Raw genomic sequence first — 19344 nt, 5'->3', positions numbered from 1 at the left:
ATTCTAGGATTTTTCTTGCGGAATGCGACGCGCAGAATGCGTTCATGCGCTGGCGGACCCGCCGGCGCCACCCCAAACGGCATTCCACGGAGAACTCCATGAAGATCATCCTCATCGGCGCAAATGGCACGCTCGGCAGCGCTGTCGCCCGCGAACTGGGCCAACGTCACGACATCATCGCGTTGGGCAAGCGCCGCGGCCAATATCAGGTCGACATGACCCGCAGCGACAGCATTCGCGACCTCTTCGAACGGGTCGGCAAGGTTGACGCGATCGTGTCCGCCGCCGGCAGCCTGCACTTCGGCCCGCTTGCCGACATGACGGCGGATCAGTTCAAGATCGGGCTGCATGACAAATTGCTGGGACAGGTCGACTTGGCCCTCATCGGCCAGCACTACGTCAACGCGGGCGGCTCGATCACCCTGACCAGCGGCATTCTGAGCGACGAGCCCATCCGCTATGGCGCCAACGCCGCCGCCGTGAACAGCGCCATCGATGGCTTCGTGCGCGGCGCGGCAGTCGAACTGCAAGGGATCCGCATCAACGCGGTCAGCCCTACCGTGCTGCAGGAGTCGCTGGACAGCTATGGCCCCTACTTCCAGGGCTTCGAGGCGGCCCCGGCCAGCCGCGTGGCGCTGGCCTTCAGCCGCAGCGTCGAAGGCGCGCAGACGGGACGCGTGTACCGCGTGTGGTGATCCTCGCCAGTGATCCGCGCCAGTGATCCGCGCCACGAAAAAAAAGCGGCTTGATGAATTCATCAAGCCGCTTTTCGCGTCCGCATTGCTGCGGTTTTTTCTGCGGAAACCACGCTGTGCAGCATGATCTCGAATAAGTTGGCGCGCCCGGCAGGATTCGAACCTACGACCCCCTGGTTCGTAGCCAGGTACTCTATCCAGCTGAGCTACGGGCGCCCCGAAAGAGGCGTGTTTATAACACGAAAGAATCACACCATGCAAATCGACCCCGTTTAAACCGAGACTCGGCACACGTGGCGACCCCGCATTTGCGCGATGTCAATGAATCGCAGGCCCCGACAGCAGTACGCTGAGTTCAACAAGAACATCAGGCAGACAGCATGGCCAAGAAGTTTCCTCTCCACCCGAAGCACCCCGAACGCATATGCTGGGGCTGCGACCGCTACTGTTCCACCGACTCCATGGCCTGCGGCAACGGCTCTGGGCGCACCATGCACCCGGCGGAATCGCTGGGCGAAGATTGGTATCTGTTCGGAGATTGGGGCTTCGACAACGCGGACGAAAAATCGAAGGATGCAGAGAAGGAAAGCGCGGAAGAAAGCGCCGCGCATTGATCGGCATTGATCGGGGAGGAAGCCCGGCACTGCCGCCCCTGCACGTTTGCGATGTTGCCGTGCGGGGCAAGTAGCAAGCACAAGCACAAGTATCAACGGCAACCGGCACTACAGACCCACGCATAAAAAACCGCGCGCCAAAACAAAAAGGCCTTCGATGCAAGATCAAAGGCCTTTCCATTTTGTTTACTGCACTTTCTTTACTGCTTTTTTCTTTGCCGCATTCACATCGCGATGTTTAAACCGTGATGGTTTGGCGCGCCCGGCAGGATTCGAACCTACGACCCCCTGGTTCGTAGCCAGGTACTCTATCCAGCTGAGCTACGGGCGCTCCGGCAAAGAGGCAAAATTATATCAGAATAATCTTGCCATGTTTGTAGTGACGCATAACTTCTCTTCACTACAAACCCTGCTTTTTCATCGGTCTCGCAGACATTGCGCATAGCGCAAACAACCGCGAAATAACTTGGCGCGCCCGGCAGGATTCGAACCTACGACCCCCTGGTTCGTAGCCAGGTACTCTATCCAGCTGAGCTACGGGCGCTTGAAAAAGCAAGCCTTGAATAATAGCGTTGTTTCGAAGGTTGCGCAAGTCGGATGGCACGCGGGCCCGCCTACCCCGGGCCCGCCTGTCCGTGCACCAGCAGCGCGTAAATCTGCGCGACACGGCCGGTCGTGATCCCCTCCCGCTGCTCGATAGCCAAGGGATGGCTCGTCGCCTCCAGTTCGATGAACGGCCGGATGCCATCGCCCCTGAGATGCACATGCGTCTTCAATTCAATGGTGTCCGCTTCAGTTGTCCTCCACCCCATCCCCACCGCACCGCGTGCGAAAATCTTCCGATTCTTCCACCGAGGCGGTCTTCGTGAAACACCTGCTTGTCAGCCTGGAAAGGCTGCATGATTTCGACGAAATCATCGATGTGCGCACGCCGCTTGAATACGCCGACGACCACATTCCAGGCGCCTGCAACGCACCGGTGCTGAACAACGAAGAACGCGCGCTGATCGGCACGATGTACAAACAGGTCTCACCGTTCGAAGCGTCCCGCGCAGGCGCGGCCATCGTTGCGCGCAACATCGCCTGCCATCTGGAGACCACCTTCGCGGACCGCCCGCAAGGGTGGCGTCCGCTCGTGTATTGCTGGCGCGGTGGCAAGCGTTCGGGATCGATGACGCTGATGTTCAATATGATCGGCTGGCGCGCCCGGCAGCTCGACGGCGGCTACAAGACCTACCGCCGCGCCACGCTGGACGACCTGCAAACGCTGCCGCAACCACTGCGTGTTGTCGTCCTGACCGGCCCCACCGGCAGCGGAAAGACGCGGCTATTGCACGCCCTGCGCGAAGCAGGCGCGCAGACCTTGGATCTGGAAGCGCTTGCCTCGCACCGCGGCTCGCTGCTGGGCGCATGGCCGCACGCTGAGCAGCCCACGCAAAAGCGCTTCGACACGCTGCTTGCGGTGCGACTGCGCGAACTCGATGCCAGCCAGCCGGTGTTCATCGAAGCCGAAAGCCGCAAGATTGGCGCAGTGGAAATTCCCGCATCGCTGCTGCGCGCCATGCATCACGGCCAATGCATTGACGTACGCGCCAGCCGCGAAGACCGCGCGCGCTTCCTGCAACAGGATTATGCACAGCTCTTTGAGACGCCGGATTGGCTAAAGGCGCAATTGCAGCGCATGGTCGGGCTGCACAGCCGAGACACCATCAAGGGCTGGATGACATTGGTGGACGAAGGCCGCCGCGAAGACCTCGCGCGCGAACTCATCGACCGCCATTACGACCCGGCGTACGCGCGTAGCTCACAGTCGCACTTTGTGAATCTGCCACGCGCCGAGCGGCTGGATTTCCGGCCGAATGACGCCGATGTCATCAAGCAGGCGCAAACGCTGATTGACAGGCTGGGGTGAATCGCAGCGCGCCTTGCTTTAAGTCGGCACAACTGCGGCCCGCAGTGGACCGCACAAAACAAAAAACCCACAGAGCAATAAGCTATGCGGGTCTTGAGGCAACCTTGTGTCACTGGTGCAAGTGTCTTTGGCGGAGACGGTGGGATTCGAACCCACGATGCAGTTTTTAGCCACATACTCCCTTAGCAGGGGAGCCCCTTCAGCCTCTCGGGCACGTCTCCGAAAAGAGAACGAGATTCTAGCACGATTTTTTTGGCTCTCGCCCGCGTTTCGGGCATTCACGCAAAAAAATCGTGCCGGACCTGATTCGTCAGACCTTGGTGGCGGGCGCCTGGTCCAGACCGAAGGCCTTGTGCAGCGCGCGCACGCCCAGTTCCATGTACTTGTCGTCGATGATGACCGAGGTCTTGATTTCGCTCGTGCTGATCATCTGGATGTTGATGCCCTCTTGCGAGAGCGTCTGGAACATCAGGCTGGCAACGCCGACGTGCGAACGCATGCCGATGCCGACGATGGAGACCTTGGCGACCTTTTCGTCGGTGGACAGTTCACGCGCGCCCACGGCGGGGATGACTTCGCGCTTGAGCAAGTCCACGGCGCGCGCAAATTCATTGCGGTTCACGGTGAACGAGAAGTCGGTCGTGCCGGCCACGGACTGGTTCTGCACGATCATGTCGACGTCGATGTTGGCGGCGGCGACGGGGCCCAGGATGGAGAATGCGATGCCGGGTTTGTCGGGAACGCCCAGCAGGGTGATTTTGGCTTCGTCGCGGCTGAAGGCGATGCCGGAGACAACGGCGGCTTCCATTTTTTCGTCTTCCTCAAAAGTAATCAGCGTGCCCGAGACCATTTCTTCCTCGAGCGGGATAAGGGGGTCGGTCAACGAGGACAGGACCCGGACCGGAACACGATACTTGCCGGCGAATTCGACCGAGCGGATCTGCAGGACCTTGGAGCCCAGCGAAGCCATTTCCAGCATTTCCTCGAAGGAAACGACGGCCATGCGGCGCGCTTCAGGCACCACGCGCGGATCGGTCGTGTAGACGCCGTCCACGTCGGTGTAGATCAGGCATTCGTCGGCCTTGATGGCAGCCGCCACGGCCACGGCCGAGGTGTCGGAGCCGCCGCGGCCCAGCGTGGTGATGTGGCCGTCGGGGTCGATGCCCTGAAAGCCCGTCACGATGACCACGCGGCCGGCGTCCAGGTCGGCGCGCACGCGGGCGTCGTCGATGGACGTGATGCGGGCTTTCGTGAACGACGAATCGGTGCGCACGGGCACTTGCCAACCGGCATAGCTGCGCGCGGGCACGCCTTCGGCCTGCAACGCAATGGCCAGAAGGCCGCTGCTGGCTTGCTCGCCGGTGGCGGCGATCATGTCGAGCTCGCGGCCGTCGGGCTGGGGCGAAATCTCGCGCGCCAGACCCAGCAGACGATTCGTCTCACCCGCCATGGCGGACGGGACAACAACAACTTGGTGGCCGGCGGCGTGCCACTTTGCGACGCGACGCGCCACGTTTCTGATGCGCTCGACCGAGCCCATCGAAGTACCGCCATATTTGTGAACGATCAGGGACATCTCGTACTCTGGCTGGACACCCGCCGCAAGTGTTGACGGGCAAAACCATATATTCTAGCGCGACGGTAAAAATTTGCGCAGATTGCGGAAATTTATGTCCATTCCGCGCGCAAAATCGCTGGCAGCCACGTTAAAACCTGCGATCCCGCATCGCCGCGCCCCGATTACGAATCCGAACCGTCCCGGGCCTCGACCCACACGCGGCCGCGATGGCACCGGACCACGTGGCCTGCCTGCTCCACCCGCAACTGCCGGTCGTGGCCCAGGCTGTGCAGCCCCCGCAACTGCCGCAACAGATCGGCCATGCGCGCATCGGTCGGCATGCGGGCGCCGTTGCACGCCAGCCAATGGCGCAGCACGTGCGCCTGCCGGGCGGGCGACAGACCGCGCCATGCCTGTAGCGAAAAGCTCACGCCGTCAGGGCTGGGGTCCAGCCGCGCAAAATCCTCGGCCGCGACTTCGTCCAGGATCTCGGCCGCCTCGGCCATGTGCCGCGCATGGCGCGCGACGATGGCGCGCCAGCCGGGCCACCGCGCATCCAGCACGGGCGCCAGCAATTCGCGCAGCGCGGCGCGGGTGTAGCGCGGATCGGCGTTGGTGGGGTCCTGCACGGCGCGCCAGCCGATGGCGGCTTCGAGGTCGTTCGCCGCGCCCAGGATCTCGCTGCGATCCCGCTCCAGCCACGGCCGTAAGTAAGTCACGCCATCGCGCTGCGCCACCGGCGCCATGGCGGCCATGCCGGCCAGTCCGGTGCCGCGCAGCAGGCGCAGCAGCACGGTTTCGGCCTGATCGTTGCGATGGTGGGCAAGGAGGATGTGATGGACTTCGTGCTGGCGCGCCAACCCGGCCAGCGCGGCATAGCGCGCGTCGCGTGCAGCGGCCTCGATGCCCTTGCCGGCGGCCGGCTCCACCTGGACGCGCGCTTCATATAGCGGCAGCGCAAGCCGTGCGGCCAGGTCCTGGCCATGCCGCGCCCAGGCGTCCGCCTGCGCCTGCAGGCCGTGATGCACATGGAATAGCAGCACCTCGATGCCAAGCGCCGGCGCAACAGCGGCTGCATGAACGGCCAGCACGGCCGAGTCCGCCCCGCCGCTGAAGGCGATGGCGATGCGGCGCGGACGCTCGGGCAATGCCGTGAGCGCCTGACGCAACGCCGCGGCAAGCGCGGCGCAAAGAGGCAAGGAGAAACTGCCGCCCGCGTCGGCCCGAGGGGAGATGCCGGGCGGCGGGACGTCGGTCATGGCAGAAGGCGCGGGGGCCGCGGCGCCGGCACTGGGGGCCGGCGCCCTGCCCGCTCTACGCGCGCACTTCCTGGAAGGCGCCGTACGAGAGCACGCGCTGCACGCGCTGCTCGACGAGCTGTTCGGGCGTCAGGCCCTGAAGCTGGCGCAGGGCGTCGCCGAGCGCGCGGCGCAAGAGGCGCGCCATGACGCGGGGGTCGCGGTGGGCGCCGCCCACGGGTTCGTTGACGACGCGATCCACCAGGCCCAGATCCTTGAGGCGCGGAGCGATGATGGCCAGCGCATCGGCGGCCTCGGGGGCCTTGTCGGCGCTGCGCCAGAGGATCGAGGCGCAGCCTTCGGGCGAAATCACGGCATAGGTGGCGTATTGCAGCATCAGCACGGCATTGCCCACGGCAATGGCCAGCGCGCCGCCCGAACCGCCTTCGCCGATGATCGTGCAGATCACCGGCACCTTGAGTTCGGCCATGGCGTACAGGTTGTGGCCGATGGCTTCGGACTGGCCGCGCTCTTCGGCGCCGATGCCGGGGTAGGCGCCGGGGGTGTCCACGAACGTGAAGACGGGAATGCCGAATTTTTCGGCCAGGCGCATCAGGCGCAGGGCCTTGCGATAGCCCTCGGGACGCGGCATGCCGAAGTTGCGCGCGGCGCGCTCTTTGGTGTCGCGGCCCTTCTGGTGGCCGATGACCATGCAAGGCGTGCCGTTAAAGCGCGCCAGGCCGCCCACGATGGACTGGTCGTCGGCATACATGCGATCGCCATGCAGTTCATGGAAGTCGGTGAACATTTCGCGCACGTAGTCCAGCGTGTAGGGACGCTGGGGGTGGCGCGCGACCAGCGCCGTCTGCCAGGGCGTGAGCTTGGCGTAGATCTCTTTGGCGAGCGTCTGGCTCTTCTGCTGCAGACGTCCGATTTCATCGGAGATGTCTACCGCCGAATCGGCCTGCACATAGCGCAGCTGCTCGATCTTGTTCTCAAGCTCGGCGAGCGGCTGTTCAAATTCCAGAAATGTATTGCGCATGTAGTGTGGTTCCGTAGATGGGCTGCCTGGTTTGCGTCAGTATTGGACCGGCGTCGGTTCCAGACTGCGCCACAGATACCAGGTTGCCACGGTACGCCAGGGTTGCCACGCCAACGAGACTTCGCGAGCCTCGAAGCGAGAGACAGGCTCGCCGCTGAAATAGTGTAGCGAGATTGCCTTGAGCAACCCAGGATCATCCAGCGGCAGGACATCAGGCCGCTGTAGATTGAAAATCAAAAACATCTCCGCCGTCCAGCGTCCGATGCCGCGGATGGCGACCAGTTCAGAAATGACGGCCTCGTCGTCCATGGCCGCCCATTTCTCGGGGTGGACCCGGCGTTCGCCGAAATGCACGGCCAGGTCGAGCACGTATTCGGCCTTGCGTTGGGACAGTCCGGCCTTGCGCAGGCCGTCCACGCCCACGCGCAGCACGGCGACGGGCGTGGGGCGCTTGCCCACGGCGTCGATGAACTTGGTCCAGACGGCATCGGCCGCCTTGGGGGAAATCTGCTGCCCGATGATCGCCCGCGCCAGCGTGATGAACGGCGTGCCCCGCGAGGTCAGCCAGACCTCGGGGTGCTGAGGGATGATCTTTTTCAGGATGCGGTCGCGGCGCATCAAGTGCGCGACGGCGGCTTCCCAATATTCAGGCTTGGGAATGTCGAGATCTGCGGTGGACATGGCCGGCGTATCCTGCTTGGTCACGCGCGGCGCCATTGCGTGAGGCCACCCGGTTTGTCGTCCAGCTCGATGCCGGCATCGCGCAGTTCGGCGCGGATGCGGTCGGCCTCGGCAAAGTTGCGGGCGGCCTTGGCGGCCGCGCGCGCGTCGATCAGGGTCTGGATGGCGTCGGCGTCGAGCGTGCTGCGCGCGCCCTGCTCCATGGCGACCGCCGAGTAGCGGGTGGCGGACTGGAAGTAGGCGGCCGGGGCTTGCTGCAACAGACCCAGCAGCGAGGCAAGCGCCTTCATCTGTCCGGCGCTGCGCGCGCTCTTGGTACGGTTGGCCTCGGAGGCCAGTTCGAACAGCGCGGCCACGGCGCCCGAGCTATTGAAGTCGTCGTCCATGGCCGCCTTGAAGGCTTGCGCCTGCGGCTCGTTCCAGTCGATGCCCTGGTCGTCGGCCGGCACGTTCTGCAAGGCCTGGTACAGGCGATCCAGCGCGTTCTGCGCGTCGACGAGGTTATCCGGCGTGTAGTTCTGCGGGCTGCGGTAGTGGTTGCGCACGATGAAAAAGCGCACCATTTCGGCTTCGCGCGGGTTCACCGCGTAATCGGACTGGTCGGCTGCCGGATCGCTTTGGGCAATGGTCTGGCGGATGGTCCGGAAGTTGCCGAGCGACTTGGACATCTTGTCCGAATCGACCATGAGCGGGCCGCAATGCATCCAGATGTTGGCCAGCGTGCCGCCGAACGCGCCTTCGGTCTGCGCGATCTCGTTTTCATGGTGCGGGAATTTCAGGTCCGGACCGCCGCCGTGGATATCCAGGGGCAGGCCCAGCAGCGACTTGCTCATGGCCGAGCACTCGATGTGCCAGCCCGGGCGGCCCAGGCCGTAGGGCGATTCCCACTTGGTGTCAGCCGGTTCTTCGGCCTTGGCGGACTTCCAGAGAACAAAATCCAGGGGGTCGCGCTTGCCGGAGCCGACGGCCACGCGCTCGCCGGCGCGCAGGTCATCCAGTGTCTTGCCGGACAGTTTGCCGTAGCCGGCAAACCCGCGGACGGCGTAGTTCACATCGCCGTCTTCGGCTTGATAGGCCAGGCCGTTTTGTTCGAGCTTGCCGATGATGTCGAGCATCTCGCCCACGTATTGCGTGGCGCGCGGCTCGCGGTCGGGGGATTCAACGCCCAGCGCGCGCTCGTCGGCGTGCATGGCGTCGATATAGAACTCGGTGACTTCGCCAATGCGGCGGCCGGTCTCGACCGCGCGGCGGATGATCTTGTCGTCGATGTCCGTGATGTTGCGCACGTAGTCGACAGCCAGGCCGCTGGCGCGCAGCCAGCGCTGCACGACGTCGAACGACACCAGCATGCGAGCGTGGCCCAGATGGCAGAAGTCGTAGACGGTCATGCCACACACGTACATGCGCACCTGGCCGGCCTGGGCCGGTTTGAACGGTTCTTTGGTACGCGATAACGTGTTGTAGATTTGCAGCATGGCGCGATAGGCTTCGATTAGTGTTCCGTGGCGGTTCGGAAAATTGCAGTCGGCGGAAGATCCGCCGACGCGTGCCGCCCCATTTACAGTGCCGACCCGTTTGCAGGGGGCTTCCATTGCTCAGGGTCGTCCTTCAGCGTCGTCCCATTGCACTTTGGCAGGCGGGTTCGCGTAAAAAGAATGACTTCGCGACCTGCTTTCCCTTCCTGCCCTGAACGCGATGGTCGAGCCAAAACCCAACCGGGGCTAAAATGGTGGTCGTCAAGTATAGCAAGCGGCCCGGTCGAGCGCGTAAGCGCCGGCCGGCCAAGACTTTTAACGGAACCCACACGTGACTATCAAGCCGCGTTTTTGCGTTGCCCTGCTCGCCCTGGCCCTGGCCAGCTCGCCCGCGGGCGTCGCCATCGCCCAGTCGATGAGCGGTGGCGCGGGCGAAAACCCCAACGCCACTCGCACCACCCTGGACCCCATCCCGCCCGAAGGCGGCTGGGACGCCCTGGCCAAGCTGCTGGAGGCCGCCAAGCCCAGCGTGGATACGCGCCTGACCCCGTCCGCCTCCCAGATCACGACGCACATCGAGCTTCTCTTGAACCGCGGCGATAACGAGAAGGCGCTGGCGATGATCGAAAAGCGCGAGGCCGAGATCAAGGACCAGCGCGGCACCGATGTCCAGCTCATGTTCCAGCATGCGCGCGCCCTGGCGGCGCTCAAGCGCACGAACGAAGCCATCGACATCTACAACGACATGACGACGCGGTTCCCCGAATTGCCGGAACCCTGGAACAACCTGGCGGCTCTATATGCAAGCCGCGGTGAACTCGACCGGGCGCAGGATGCCTTGCAGATGGCCCTGCGCGCCGACCCGAACTACGCGGCTGCCCGCGCCAACCTGGGCGACCTGCAGTTGCTGCAGGCCCTGCGCACCTACAAGGAAGCCGCCGGCGACGGCGTGCCCGGCATGCGCGAAAAGGTCCGCGAAGTTGAAACAATGTTGAAGGATAAACAAGGCAAATGATGTCCCGTTACTCCCCTCTACACCTGCTGCGCCTGACGGCGTGCTCGTTCGCGCTGGCTGCATTCGCACCGGCGCTGGTCAGCGCCGCCCCGGCAGCCTCTTCTTCCCCCTCCACCTCCGAAGGCACCAAAACCATGAGCACCAATCCCCGCGTCAAGCTTCAAACGAACCAAGGCGACATGGTCATCACCCTGGACGCCGCCAAGGCGCCCAAGTCCGTCGAAAACTTCCTGACCTACGTCAAGGAAGGCTTCTACAACGGCACGGTGTTCCATCGCGTGATCGACGGCTTCATGATCCAGGGCGGCGGCTTCGAGCCCGGCATGAAGCAAAAGCAAACCCACGCCCCGATCGAAAACGAGGCCAACAACGGCCTGAAGAACGACAAGTACACCCTGGCCATGGCCCGCACCAGCGACCCGCACTCGGCCACCGCCCAGTTCTTCATCAACGTGTCCAACAACGACTTCCTGAACTTCACGTCGCCCACGCCGAACGGCTGGGGCTATGCCGTGTTCGGCGCCGTCACCGAAGGCCAGGACGTGGTCGACAAGATCAAGGGCGTGAAGACCGGCAACAAGGGCTTCCACCAGAACGTGCCGAACGAAGACGTCATCATCGAGAAGGCCGAAGTTCTTGAATAAGATCACGCTGCCCGGCCCGGTCTGGCTGGCATCGGACCTGCACCTGGGGCCGGCCACGCCGGCCACCTCGGAGGCCTTCCTGGCCTTTCTGCAGGTTGCGCAAGAAGAGGCGGCAGCCCTGCTGCTGCCCGGCGACATCTTCGACGCCTGGATCGGCGACGACGTGATCCGCGCCGCCCCGCCGTGGCTTGCCTCAGTGCTGGCGGCGTTGAAGACCACGGCAGCCCGCATCCCGGTCTGGCTGGGACGCGGCAACCGCGATTTCCTCATCGGCGAGGAACTGGCGAAGGCCGTGGGCGCGCAACTGCTGCCCGAGCCGGCGCTGCTGGAAACCGATTTCGGCTCGATCCTGCTGACGCACGGCGACGAATTCTGTACGGACGACGCCGCCTATCAGCAATTCCGCCAGATGGTCCGCAATCCGCAATGGCAGGCCGAATTTTTGGCCAAGACCATCCCCGAGCGGCTGGCCATGGCGCAGCAGGCGCGCGGCGAAAGCCAGGCGGCCAACCAGACGAAGTCCATGGAGATCATGGACGTCAACGCGGGCGCCATCGAATCGATCTTCCGCGAATCGGGCGTGCGCGTGCTGGTGCATGGCCACACGCATCGCCCCGCGCGCCACGTGCTGGAGGTCGACGGCGAAAAACGCGAACGCTGGGTGCTCCCCGACTGGGACTGCGACCACGTGTCGCCTCCGCGCGGCGGCTGGCTGGTCATCGACCGCGACGGACTGCAGTTCTACGATCTGGAAACGGAAGCGTAGCCGCTGCCGTACCGCGCAAGTCAAACACAAGGGCCGCTTGAAAAAGCGGCCCTTGTGTTTTCTGCGCCCCGCCGTGGCGGGGAGGCATCAGCGTGTGAAGATCCAGGCGGCCACGACGCCGCCGAAGATGATCCGGTACCACGCAAAGACACGGTACGTATGGTTGGCCACGAAGCGCAGCACGGCGCGCACCACCACCATGGCGCTCAGGAATGCGGCGACGAAGCCCACGGCGATGCCGGACAGGTCATGCTGGGTCAGCAGGCCAAAGTTCTTGTACATGTCGTAGGCCGCCGCGCCCAGCATGGTCGGCATGGCCAGGAAGAACGAGAACTCGGTGGCCGTCTTGCGCTGGATGCCCGCGATCATGCCGCCGATGATGGTGGCGCCCGAGCGCGAGGTGCCTGGAATCATGGCAAAGCACTGGGCCACGCCCACGCCCAGCGCCTGCTTCCAGGTGATCTGCTCCAGCGTGTGGGCCGATGCGCGCTCGTCAGATGCGGTGTCGTCCGCCGCGCCCGGCGCGTCGCCCGGCGTATGGCGCGTGCGGCGTTCGACGTACAGCATGATCAGCCCGCCCAGCACCAGCGTCACCACCACCACTGCCGGGTGGTAGAACACCGATTTGATGGTCTTGATGAAGATCGCGCCGATCACCGCCGCGGGCAGGAAGGCCAGGATCAGGTTGCGAGTGAAGGCCACCTCGCTGGGCACGCCGGTCAGCGTGCCGCGAATCAGCTGGAGCAGTCGGGCCCGGAAGACCCACATCACGGCAAGGATGGATCCCAGCTGGATGACCACCTCGAACACCTTGCCGTCGCCCGAATCGAAATTCAACCAGTCGCCGACCAGGATGAGGTGGCCCGTGCTGGACACGGGAATGAATTCCGTCAGGCCTTCCAGGATGCCCAGGATGAATGCTTTGATCAGATAGAGCGTGTTCTCGGTCACGGGCTGGGGTCTCTTTCTGTTAGTCGTTGGCTAGGGAGGATTCGTCAGGGAAATGCTCTTGCGGGCGCTTTTCGACGCGCACGAGCGCGATGCGGCGGCCGTCCATTTCCAGGACTTCGAAACGGAAATGCTGGTGGTGAATCTGGTATTCGCAGACGTCGCCCGGCTTGGGCAGATGTCCGAAGCGCGAGAGCAGATAGCCCGCAAGCGTGGAGAAGTCCTGGGCGTCGTCGACCAGGCCTTCGGTTTCCAGCACCTGTTCGACGTGGTGCAGGTCGGCCGCCCCATCGATCTTCCAGGTGTTTTCGCCGTCCGCCACGATGTCGGGCAGTTCGTCCTCGTCGGGGAATTCGCCGGCGATGGCCTCGAAGACGTCAATCGGCGTCACCAGGCCTTCGATGGCGCCGAATTCGTCGGCCACCAGCACAAGCTGGCCGCGCGAGCGCTTGAGGGTGTCCATGAGACGCAGGATGCCGATCGACTCGTGCACGATGATGGGATCGCGCAGGCGGTTGCGGCGCACCCTGCCCTCGGTGATCAGGTCGGCAATCAGGTCCTTGGCGCGGCCAATGCCCAGCACTTCGTCGAACGAGCCGCGGCACACCGGGAAAAAGCTGTGGGGCGCTTCGGTGAGCTGTCGGCGGATGTTCTCGGGATCGTCGTCGATGTTGATCCAGGACACGTCGGTGCGCGGCGTCATGATGGACCGGATGGAGCGCTCGGCCAGGGTCAGTACCCCGCTGACCATGTTGCGTTCCTCGACCCCGAACGCCTGGACGGACGGGCCGTCGGCGTGCGGCAGGTCGGGTTCGTCGCTGGCGGGCGGCCGCTTGCCCAGCATGCGCAGCACGGCCGACGCCGTGCGTTCGCGCATCGGACGGCGCGCATCCAGCTTGAGCAGATTGCGACGGGCCACCTGGTTCAGCGCCTCGATGGCGACCGAAAAGCCGATGGCAGCGTACAAATAACCCTTGGGCACCTTGAAGCCGAAGGCTTCGGCCAGGAGCGAAAAGCCGATCATCAGCAAAAAGCCCAGGCACAGCACCACCACCGTGGGGTGGGCGTTGACAAAGCGCGTCAGCGGCTTGGACGCGATCAGCATGATGCCGATGGCGATGATGACCGCGATCATCATGATGGCCAGGTGATCCACCATGCCGACGGCGGTAATGACCGAGTCCAGCGAGAACACCGCATCCAGCACCACGATCTGCGTGACGATCACCCAGAAACTGGCATAGACGCGCGGCCCGGACGCGCCGGTATGGGCGCTGCCTTCCAGGCGCTCGTGCAGTTCCATGGTGCCTTTGAACAACAGGAACAGGCCGCCCACCATCAGGATCAGGTCGCGCCCCGAGGGCGACAGGGGACCAATATTGAACAGCGGGGTGGTCAGGGTGACCAGCCAGGACATGACGGACAGCAGGCCCAGGCGCATGATCAGCGCGAGGCTCAGGCCCATGATGCGTGCGCGATCGCGCTGCGCGGGCGGCAGCTTGTCCGCCAGGATGGCGATGAAAATCAGGTTATCAATGCCCAGGACGATCTCTAGGACGACCAGGGTAAGCAAGCCGACCCACGCAGCGGGGTCCAGCAGCCACTCCATCAGGAGCTCCAGAAGTTACACGACCGGTAATCGTACATGGAAAATCCGTGACATGCCGGTGACGTATCCCCTCCGTAAGCCTGATGGACAGAGGCTTTGGCCCGAAAGGACTAAGGCTTGCAAGCGCCTGAACGGGGCGGCCCGGCAATGAAAAAGCCGGCCCCCCGGCCGGCTCTTGCTTGTCTCAACAGACCCGCCGGCGTATCAGCCGCCGACTTTAAGCGTGCCCTTCATCATGGCCCAGTGGCCGGGGAAGGAGCAGAAGAATGCGTAGTTTTCGCCCGCGGCGAGCTTGGAGACGTCGATCTTGACGGAGTCGGATTCGCCGCCGCCGATGACCTTGGTGTGCGCGATGACGCGGGTGTCGCCCGCCTTGACGTAATCCTGTGCGAGGCCGGCGCCCATGCCGTCGGTGGCGACGCCCTGCTTGTCGGCTTCCTTGGTGAGCACCCAGTTGTGGCCCATGGCGACCTTGGCCATCTTGCCGACGTGCTTGAGGGTGACCGTGAATTCCTTGCAGCTCTTGTCGACGACGATTTCCTTGACGTTGAACTGCATGGCGTCGTTGCTTTCGACGGTGGCTTCACATTGCGCGGCCAGCACGGGCAGGCTGGTGGCGGAAAGAAGGATGGCGAGGGTGGCTTTTGCCAGCATGAAATTCTCCGATGACACAGCGGTCGATGCACGTACGCCAGCCATATGCAGACGCCGTTGCCGCCGCGGACCAGTGTAGGACCGCCTTCGCATCGCTCTCTTGACATCCATCAAGCCCAACCCCGCATACCCCCCAAAACTAGGGAACTTCCCCTACATTTCGTAGGGCTATTACGCATTCAAAAGGCCAAATTGACAAACCGCAATCCGCCGCGGAGTGCATGTTCGTAGGATGCCTGTAAGCAAACACGACGAATAGAGTTCAGCATGCGCGGCAGTACCGAAGTACACCACCGGGTCGCACGATACGTTCAAGCCGCGTTGATTGCATTTTGGCTTTCCTGCCTGTTCCTGGCGCCAGCGGCGCAGGCGCAACGCCTGCCTGAATTCCTGGCCGCCACGCCCATCACCGAGATCTTTCCCGGCGCCGACCGCACCGGCCCCGTCGAAGGCAAGCCCGCCGTCGCCCGCGTCTATGCGGGCGGCAAACAACTGGGTCTGGTCTATCTCACCACCGACGTGGTCAACACCCGCGGGTACTCCAGCAAGCCGATCGACGTGCTGGTGGGGCTTTCGGACGACGGCCGCATCATGGGCGCAAAGCTCGTCGAACACCACGAGCCCATCGTGCTGATCGGCATTCCCCAGTCCAAGGTCGACCACTTCATCCAGGGCTACGTCGGCCTGAACTTCGTTGAGGCCCCGCCCCGCCACGGCGCGCCGCCGCCCGTGGACATCGTCAGCGGCGCCACCGTCACGCTGATGGTGATCGGCGACACGATCACCCGATCGGCCATCGCGGTGGCGCGCGCGCACGGCATCGACAAGTCCGGCGCGGCGCGCCCGGCGGCGCAGCCGGCCGCCACGCGCGTGCTGGACGAGGACAAGGACACGGTGCAGAGCTGGCAGGAACTGCTCGACGCGGGCGCCGTGAAGAACCTGCGCCTGACGCCCGACGACGTCAATCAGGCGTTCCTGCGATCCGGCCGCAAAGACGCCGCCGAACACGGCGAAGGCGGCCCCGACGACACCTTCATCGATCTGTATGCGGCGCTGGTCAGCGCGCCGTCCATCGGCCGCAGCCTGCTGGGCGACATCGGCTGGCAGCGACTGAAAGAACGCTTGAAGCCCGGCCAGCAGGCCGTGCTGGTGGCGGGCAACGGCCTGTATTCCTTCAAGGGATCGGGCTACGTGCGCGGCGGCATCTTCGACCGCATCGAGGTCATCCAGGACGAAAGCGCCTTCCGCTTTCGCGACCGCAACCACCAGCGTCTGGCCGACGTCAACGCCAAGGGCGCGCCGGCGCTGCGCGAAGTCGCCCTCTTTGTGGTGCCCGAAGACGCGTCCCTCGACCCGGTCAAACCGTGGCGCCTGCAACTGATGGTGCAGCGCGTGCTCAGCGTGTCGGACAAGGCGTTCGTCACGTTCGATCTGCCCTACGAACTTCCCCAGCCCTACACCCGCTCCGTCGCGCCCCCGGCCGCCTCCGCGCCCAGCCCGGCGCAAGCCTCGCCCGCGACCGCGCCCGAGGCCGATTCCGCGCCCGCGCTATGGAAACAGATCTGGCACGGCAAGGCCGGCCAGATCGCCATCCTGACCGTCGCCCTGACGGTGCTCGTCGGCATCTTCTTCTTCCAGGACCAGCTCACGTCGCGCCCGCTGCTGCACGACCGCCTGCGCCTGGCGTTCCTTGCCTTCGCGCTGTTCTGGATCGGCTGGTACGGCCAGGCGCAGCTGTCCATCGTGAACGTGCTGACGTTCTTCTCTGCCCTGCGCACCGACTTCCGCTGGGAATACTTCCTGATGGACCCGCTGGTGTTCATCCTGTGGTGCGCCACCGCCATCTCCATGGTGTTCTGGAACCGCGGCGCGTTCTGCGGCTGGCTGTGCCCGTTCGGCGCGCTGCAGGAACTGACCAACCGCATCGCCCGGCGGCTGGGCGTGCGCCAGCTGAAGATCCGCCACGGCGTGGCGCAGCGGCTGTCCACGTTCAAGTATGTGATCTTCCTGCTGCTTTTCGGCTTCTCGCTGTATGACCTGGCGGTCGCCGAGCAGCTCGCCGAAGTCGAGCCCTTCAAGACCGCGATCATCCTGCACTTCGTGCGTCACTGGCCCTTCGTGCTGTTCGCCGTGGCGCTGCTTGTCGCGGGCCTGTTCATCGAGCGCTTCTTCTGCCGCTACCTGTGCCCGCTGGGCGCCGCCCTGGCCATCCCCGCCCGGCTGCGCATCTTCAACTGGCTCAAGCGCTACCGCGACTGCGGCAACCCCTGTCAGCGCTGCAACATCGAATGCCCCGTCCAGGCCATCGACCCATCCGGCGAAATCAACCCGAACGAGTGCATCCAGTGCCTGCATTGCCAGATGCTGTACCACCACAAGCAGAAGTGCCCTCACCTGATCCAGAAGCAGGCCAAGCGCGAACGGCGCCCGGCGCCGCCCCCGGAGCCGGCGGTGCACGAAGTCGTTCTGCACCGCATGCCCAGCCCCAACCCGGCGAATCGCCCCAACCCGGAATCGTGAAACACGATTTTCGTACCGCGGCGCACCGCGCCGCCACTACCTAGGAGTTATCCATGTCCGACAAGACCCCCGAAAAAGCCGGCCTTACCCGCCGCAGCTTCCTGGGCACCGCAGCCATCACCGGCGCGGCCGGCCTCGTTGCCGGGGCGCAGATGTCCACCGCGCACGGCAAGGACGCCAAGTCCGGCAACGGCGGCGTGCTCGGGCACGTCGCGCCGGGTGAACTGGACGAATACTACGCGTTCAACTCCAGCGGCCAGTCGGGCGAAGTCCGCGTGCTGGGCCTGCCGTCGATGCGCGAACTGGTGCGCATCCCCGTCTTCAATCAATGCAGCGCCACGGGCTGGGGCCGCACCAACGAAAGCCGCAAGATCCTGACCGACGGCCTCACGCCCGAAACCCGCGAGTTCCTGAAGGACAAGGGCGGCGTGTTCCCCAACGGCGACGCCCACCACCCCCACCTGTCGTTCACCGACCAGACCTACGACGGCCGCTACCTCTTCATCAACGACAAGGCCAACAACCGCGTCGCGCGCATCCGCCTGGACGTGATGAAGACCGACAAGATCACCGAGCTGCCCAACGTGTCGGGCGTGCACGGCCTGCGTCCGCAGCGCTATCCGCGCACCGGTTACGTGTTTGCCAACGGCGAGCACATCATTCCGCTGCCCAACGACGGCAAGGTGCTGGACGACCCGAAGAAGAACTTCTTCTCCGTCTACACGGCGCTGGACGGCGACACGATGAAGGTGGCGTGGCAGGTGCTGGTCGACGGCAACCTGGACAACGGCGATGCCGACTACCAGGGAAAGTATTCGTTTGCCACCTGCTACAACTCCGAGAAAGGCGTCACCGTTGAAGAGATGTCGGCCAACGAGCAGGACTGGGTCGTGGTCTTCGACCTCAAGCGCATCGAGCAGGCCGTCAAGGACGGCGACTTCAAGACGATGGGCGGCGTGCCGGTCGTCGATGGCCGCCACGGTTCCAAGTACACGCGCTACATCCCGGTGCCCAACTCGCCCCACGGCTGCAACGCCGCGCCCGACGGCATCCACCTCATGCTGAACGGCAAGCTGTCGCCCACCGTGACGGTGATCGACGTGCGCAAGCTGGACGACCTGTTCGCCGACAAGATCAAGCCGCGCGACTGCGTCGTGGCCGAACCGCAGCTTGGCCTGGGCCCGCTGCACACCGCGTTCGACGGCCGCGGCAATGCCTACACCACGCTGTTCATCGACAGCCAGATGGTCAAGTGGAACATCGACAAGGCCAAGCGCGCCTACAAGGGCGAAAAGGTCGACCCGATCATCCAGAAGCTGGACGTGCACTACCAGCCCGGCCACAACCACTCGACCATGGGCGAAACCAAGGAAGCCGACGGCAAGTGGCTGGTGTCGCTGAACAAGTTCTCCAAGGACCGGTTCCTGAACGTGGGCCCGCTCAAGCCCGAGAACGACCAGCTCATCGACATTTCCGGCGACGAAATGAAGCTTGTGCATGATGGCCCCAGCTTTGCCGAGCCGCACGACATGTGCCTGGTGCACCGCTCCAAGATCAACCCGATCAGCGTCTGGAAGCGCGACGACCCCATGTGGGAAGACGCCCGCCAGATCGCCAAGAAGGACGGTGTGTCGCTGGAAGACGCCGCCAAGGTGGTGCGCGACGGCAACAAGGTGCGCGTGTACATGATGGCGGTGGCGCCGATGTTCAGCCTGAAGCAGTTCGAGGTCAACCAGGGCGACGAAGTCACGGTGTTCGTGACCAACATGGAAGTGATCGAAGACCTGACGCACGGCTTCACGCTGGAAGGCCACGGCATCGCAATGGAAATCGGACCCCAGGCCACGTCGTCCGTGACGTTCAAGGCAGACCGCCCGGGCATCTACTGGTACTACTGCCAGTGGTTCTGCCACGCGCTGCACATGGAAATGTCCGGCCAGATGATCGTGCACCCCAAGAAGTCCGCGTAACGA

Annotated in this window: 17 protein-coding genes and 4 tRNA genes; 8 read left to right on the top strand and 13 right to left on the bottom strand. The window is 64.2% G+C overall.

What is annotated here, in order from left to right; translation table 11 throughout:
- Positions 1-98 precede the first annotated feature (98 nt).
- The gene (locus FBY20_RS20840; RefSeq protein WP_142054361.1) at positions 99-695 is read left to right on the top strand and encodes a short chain dehydrogenase; all 597 of its coding nucleotides are present in this window, start codon (positions 99-101) and stop codon (positions 693-695) included.
- Positions 696-834: 139 nt separating this feature from the next.
- Here the strand turns inward: FBY20_RS20840 and FBY20_RS20835 are convergent.
- A tRNA-Arg gene (locus tag FBY20_RS20835) sits at positions 835-911 on the bottom strand.
- 164 nt (positions 912-1075) lie between these two features.
- Between FBY20_RS20835 and FBY20_RS20830 the strand changes: the two genes are divergently transcribed.
- On the top strand, positions 1076-1309 hold the full coding sequence (locus FBY20_RS20830; RefSeq protein ID WP_056323539.1) for a DUF3079 domain-containing protein: 234 nt from the start codon (positions 1076-1078) through the stop codon (positions 1307-1309).
- A 254-nt stretch (positions 1310-1563) separates the two neighbouring features.
- On the opposite strand, the gene FBY20_RS20825 is transcribed toward FBY20_RS20830, so the two are convergent.
- From FBY20_RS20825 to FBY20_RS20815, 3 genes are all read right to left on the bottom strand, one after another.
- Positions 1564-1640: transfer RNA gene (locus FBY20_RS20825), tRNA-Arg, on the bottom strand.
- A 136-nt stretch (positions 1641-1776) separates the two neighbouring features.
- A tRNA-Arg gene (locus tag FBY20_RS20820) sits at positions 1777-1853 on the bottom strand.
- A gap of 70 nt (positions 1854-1923) precedes the next feature.
- Complete coding sequence (locus tag FBY20_RS20815; protein ID WP_142054359.1) at positions 1924-2121, bottom strand: DUF2199 domain-containing protein; 198 nt, start codon at positions 2119-2121, stop codon at positions 1924-1926.
- A 53-nt stretch (positions 2122-2174) separates the two neighbouring features.
- Here FBY20_RS20815 and mnmH point away from each other — a divergent pair, with 53 nt between their 5' ends.
- The gene (gene mnmH, locus FBY20_RS20810) at positions 2175-3221 is read left to right on the top strand and encodes a tRNA 2-selenouridine(34) synthase MnmH (RefSeq protein WP_142054356.1); all 1047 of its coding nucleotides are present in this window, start codon (positions 2175-2177) and stop codon (positions 3219-3221) included.
- Between the two features lie 128 nt (positions 3222-3349).
- On the opposite strand, the gene FBY20_RS20805 is transcribed toward mnmH, so the two are convergent.
- From FBY20_RS20805 to cysS, 6 genes are all read right to left on the bottom strand, one after another.
- Positions 3350-3442, bottom strand: a tRNA-Ser gene (locus tag FBY20_RS20805).
- Between the two features lie 89 nt (positions 3443-3531).
- Positions 3532-4797 (bottom strand): aspartate kinase, encoded by a 1266-nt coding sequence (locus FBY20_RS20800; RefSeq protein ID WP_056323526.1) that lies wholly within the window; start codon positions 4795-4797, stop codon positions 3532-3534.
- Positions 4798-4961: 164 nt separating this feature from the next.
- Complete coding sequence (gene tilS / locus FBY20_RS20795; protein WP_370458369.1) at positions 4962-5948, bottom strand: tRNA lysidine(34) synthetase TilS; 987 nt, start codon at positions 5946-5948, stop codon at positions 4962-4964.
- A gap of 145 nt (positions 5949-6093) precedes the next feature.
- The gene (locus tag FBY20_RS20790) at positions 6094-7059 is read right to left on the bottom strand and encodes an acetyl-CoA carboxylase carboxyltransferase subunit alpha (RefSeq protein ID WP_056323524.1); all 966 of its coding nucleotides are present in this window, start codon (positions 7057-7059) and stop codon (positions 6094-6096) included.
- Between the two features lie 36 nt (positions 7060-7095).
- A complete protein-coding gene (locus tag FBY20_RS20785) occupies positions 7096-7740 on the bottom strand; it encodes a DNA-3-methyladenine glycosylase (RefSeq protein ID WP_056324588.1) in 645 nt (214 codons plus the stop codon).
- 20 nt (positions 7741-7760) lie between these two features.
- Positions 7761-9215, bottom strand: a complete 1455-nt coding sequence (gene cysS, locus FBY20_RS20780) for a cysteine--tRNA ligase (RefSeq protein ID WP_142054353.1) — start codon at positions 9213-9215, stop codon at positions 7761-7763.
- Positions 9216-9546: 331 nt separating this feature from the next.
- Between cysS and FBY20_RS20775 the strand changes: the two genes are divergently transcribed.
- The 3 genes from FBY20_RS20775 (at position 9547) to FBY20_RS20765 (ending at position 11640) form a co-directional block, all read left to right on the top strand.
- The gene (locus FBY20_RS20775) at positions 9547-10230 is read left to right on the top strand and encodes a tetratricopeptide repeat protein (RefSeq protein WP_142054351.1); all 684 of its coding nucleotides are present in this window, start codon (positions 9547-9549) and stop codon (positions 10228-10230) included.
- A gap of 134 nt (positions 10231-10364) precedes the next feature.
- Entirely contained in the window at positions 10365-10874 is a 510-nt protein-coding gene (locus FBY20_RS20770; protein WP_056324586.1) for a peptidylprolyl isomerase, read from the top strand.
- Entirely contained in the window at positions 10867-11640 is a 774-nt protein-coding gene (locus FBY20_RS20765; protein WP_142054349.1) for a UDP-2,3-diacylglucosamine diphosphatase, read from the top strand. The genes FBY20_RS20770 and FBY20_RS20765 overlap by 8 nt, the downstream gene beginning before the upstream one ends.
- A gap of 87 nt (positions 11641-11727) precedes the next feature.
- Here FBY20_RS20765 and FBY20_RS20760 read toward each other — a convergent pair whose 3' ends face one another.
- The 3 genes from FBY20_RS20760 to azu all read right to left on the bottom strand — a co-directional run bounded on the left by FBY20_RS20760 (position 11728) and on the right by azu (position 14851).
- Entirely contained in the window at positions 11728-12591 is an 864-nt protein-coding gene (locus tag FBY20_RS20760) for an undecaprenyl-diphosphate phosphatase (RefSeq protein ID WP_056323512.1), read from the bottom strand.
- Positions 12592-12610: 19 nt separating this feature from the next.
- Positions 12611-14197 carry a TerC family protein gene (locus FBY20_RS20755; protein WP_056323509.1) on the bottom strand — a complete coding sequence of 529 codons (1587 nt, stop codon included), beginning with the start codon at positions 14195-14197 and terminating at the stop codon, positions 12611-12613.
- A 204-nt stretch (positions 14198-14401) separates the two neighbouring features.
- Positions 14402-14851 carry an azurin gene (gene azu, locus FBY20_RS20750; RefSeq protein WP_056323506.1) on the bottom strand — a complete coding sequence of 150 codons (450 nt, stop codon included), beginning with the start codon at positions 14849-14851 and terminating at the stop codon, positions 14402-14404.
- Positions 14852-15118: 267 nt separating this feature from the next.
- Between azu and FBY20_RS20745 the strand changes: the two genes are divergently transcribed.
- Both FBY20_RS20745 and nosZ read left to right on the top strand, forming a co-directional pair.
- The gene (locus tag FBY20_RS20745) at positions 15119-17371 is read left to right on the top strand and encodes a NosR/NirI family protein (protein ID WP_142054348.1); all 2253 of its coding nucleotides are present in this window, start codon (positions 15119-15121) and stop codon (positions 17369-17371) included.
- Between the two features lie 53 nt (positions 17372-17424).
- Positions 17425-19341: a TAT-dependent nitrous-oxide reductase gene (gene nosZ / locus FBY20_RS20740; RefSeq protein ID WP_142054346.1), complete on the top strand. Its 1917-nt coding sequence runs from the start codon at positions 17425-17427 to the stop codon at positions 19339-19341.
- Positions 19342-19344 lie beyond the last annotated feature (3 nt).

Source organism: Achromobacter sp. SLBN-14 (genome assembly GCF_006715415.1).
Taxonomy (GTDB): Bacteria; Pseudomonadota; Gammaproteobacteria; order Burkholderiales; family Burkholderiaceae_B; genus Achromobacter; species Achromobacter mucicolens.
The sequence above is the reverse complement of the archived record's forward strand: the minus strand, read 5'-3'. Positions and strand labels throughout refer to the sequence as shown.

Bases quoted from the DNA above. Each gene is read 5' to 3' on its own strand.
- cysS (WP_142054353.1), bottom strand. From the start codon at position 9,215: ATGCTGCAAATCTACAACACGTTATCGCGTACCAAAGAACCGTTCAAA.
- FBY20_RS20800 (WP_056323526.1), bottom strand. From the start codon at position 4,797: ATGTCCCTGATCGTTCACAAATATGGCGGTACTTCGATGGGCTCGGTC.
- FBY20_RS20840 (WP_142054361.1), top strand. From the start codon at position 99: ATGAAGATCATCCTCATCGGCGCAAATGGCACGCTCGGCAGCGCTGTC.
- FBY20_RS20790 (WP_056323524.1), bottom strand. From the start codon at position 7,059: ATGCGCAATACATTTCTGGAATTTGAACAGCCGCTCGCCGAGCTTGAG.
- FBY20_RS20755 (WP_056323509.1), bottom strand. From the start codon at position 14,197: ATGGAGTGGCTGCTGGACCCCGCTGCGTGGGTCGGCTTGCTTACCCTG.
- FBY20_RS20815 (WP_142054359.1), bottom strand. From the start codon at position 2,121: ATGGGGTGGAGGACAACTGAAGCGGACACCATTGAATTGAAGACGCAT.
- FBY20_RS20785 (WP_056324588.1), bottom strand. From the start codon at position 7,740: ATGTCCACCGCAGATCTCGACATTCCCAAGCCTGAATATTGGGAAGCC.
- azu (WP_056323506.1), bottom strand. From the start codon at position 14,851: ATGCTGGCAAAAGCCACCCTCGCCATCCTTCTTTCCGCCACCAGCCTG.
- FBY20_RS20830 (WP_056323539.1), top strand. From the start codon at position 1,076: ATGGCCAAGAAGTTTCCTCTCCACCCGAAGCACCCCGAACGCATATGC.
- FBY20_RS20770 (WP_056324586.1), top strand. From the start codon at position 10,365: ATGAGCACCAATCCCCGCGTCAAGCTTCAAACGAACCAAGGCGACATG.
- FBY20_RS20745 (WP_142054348.1), top strand. From the start codon at position 15,119: ATGCGCGGCAGTACCGAAGTACACCACCGGGTCGCACGATACGTTCAA.
- nosZ (WP_142054346.1), top strand. From the start codon at position 17,425: ATGTCCGACAAGACCCCCGAAAAAGCCGGCCTTACCCGCCGCAGCTTC.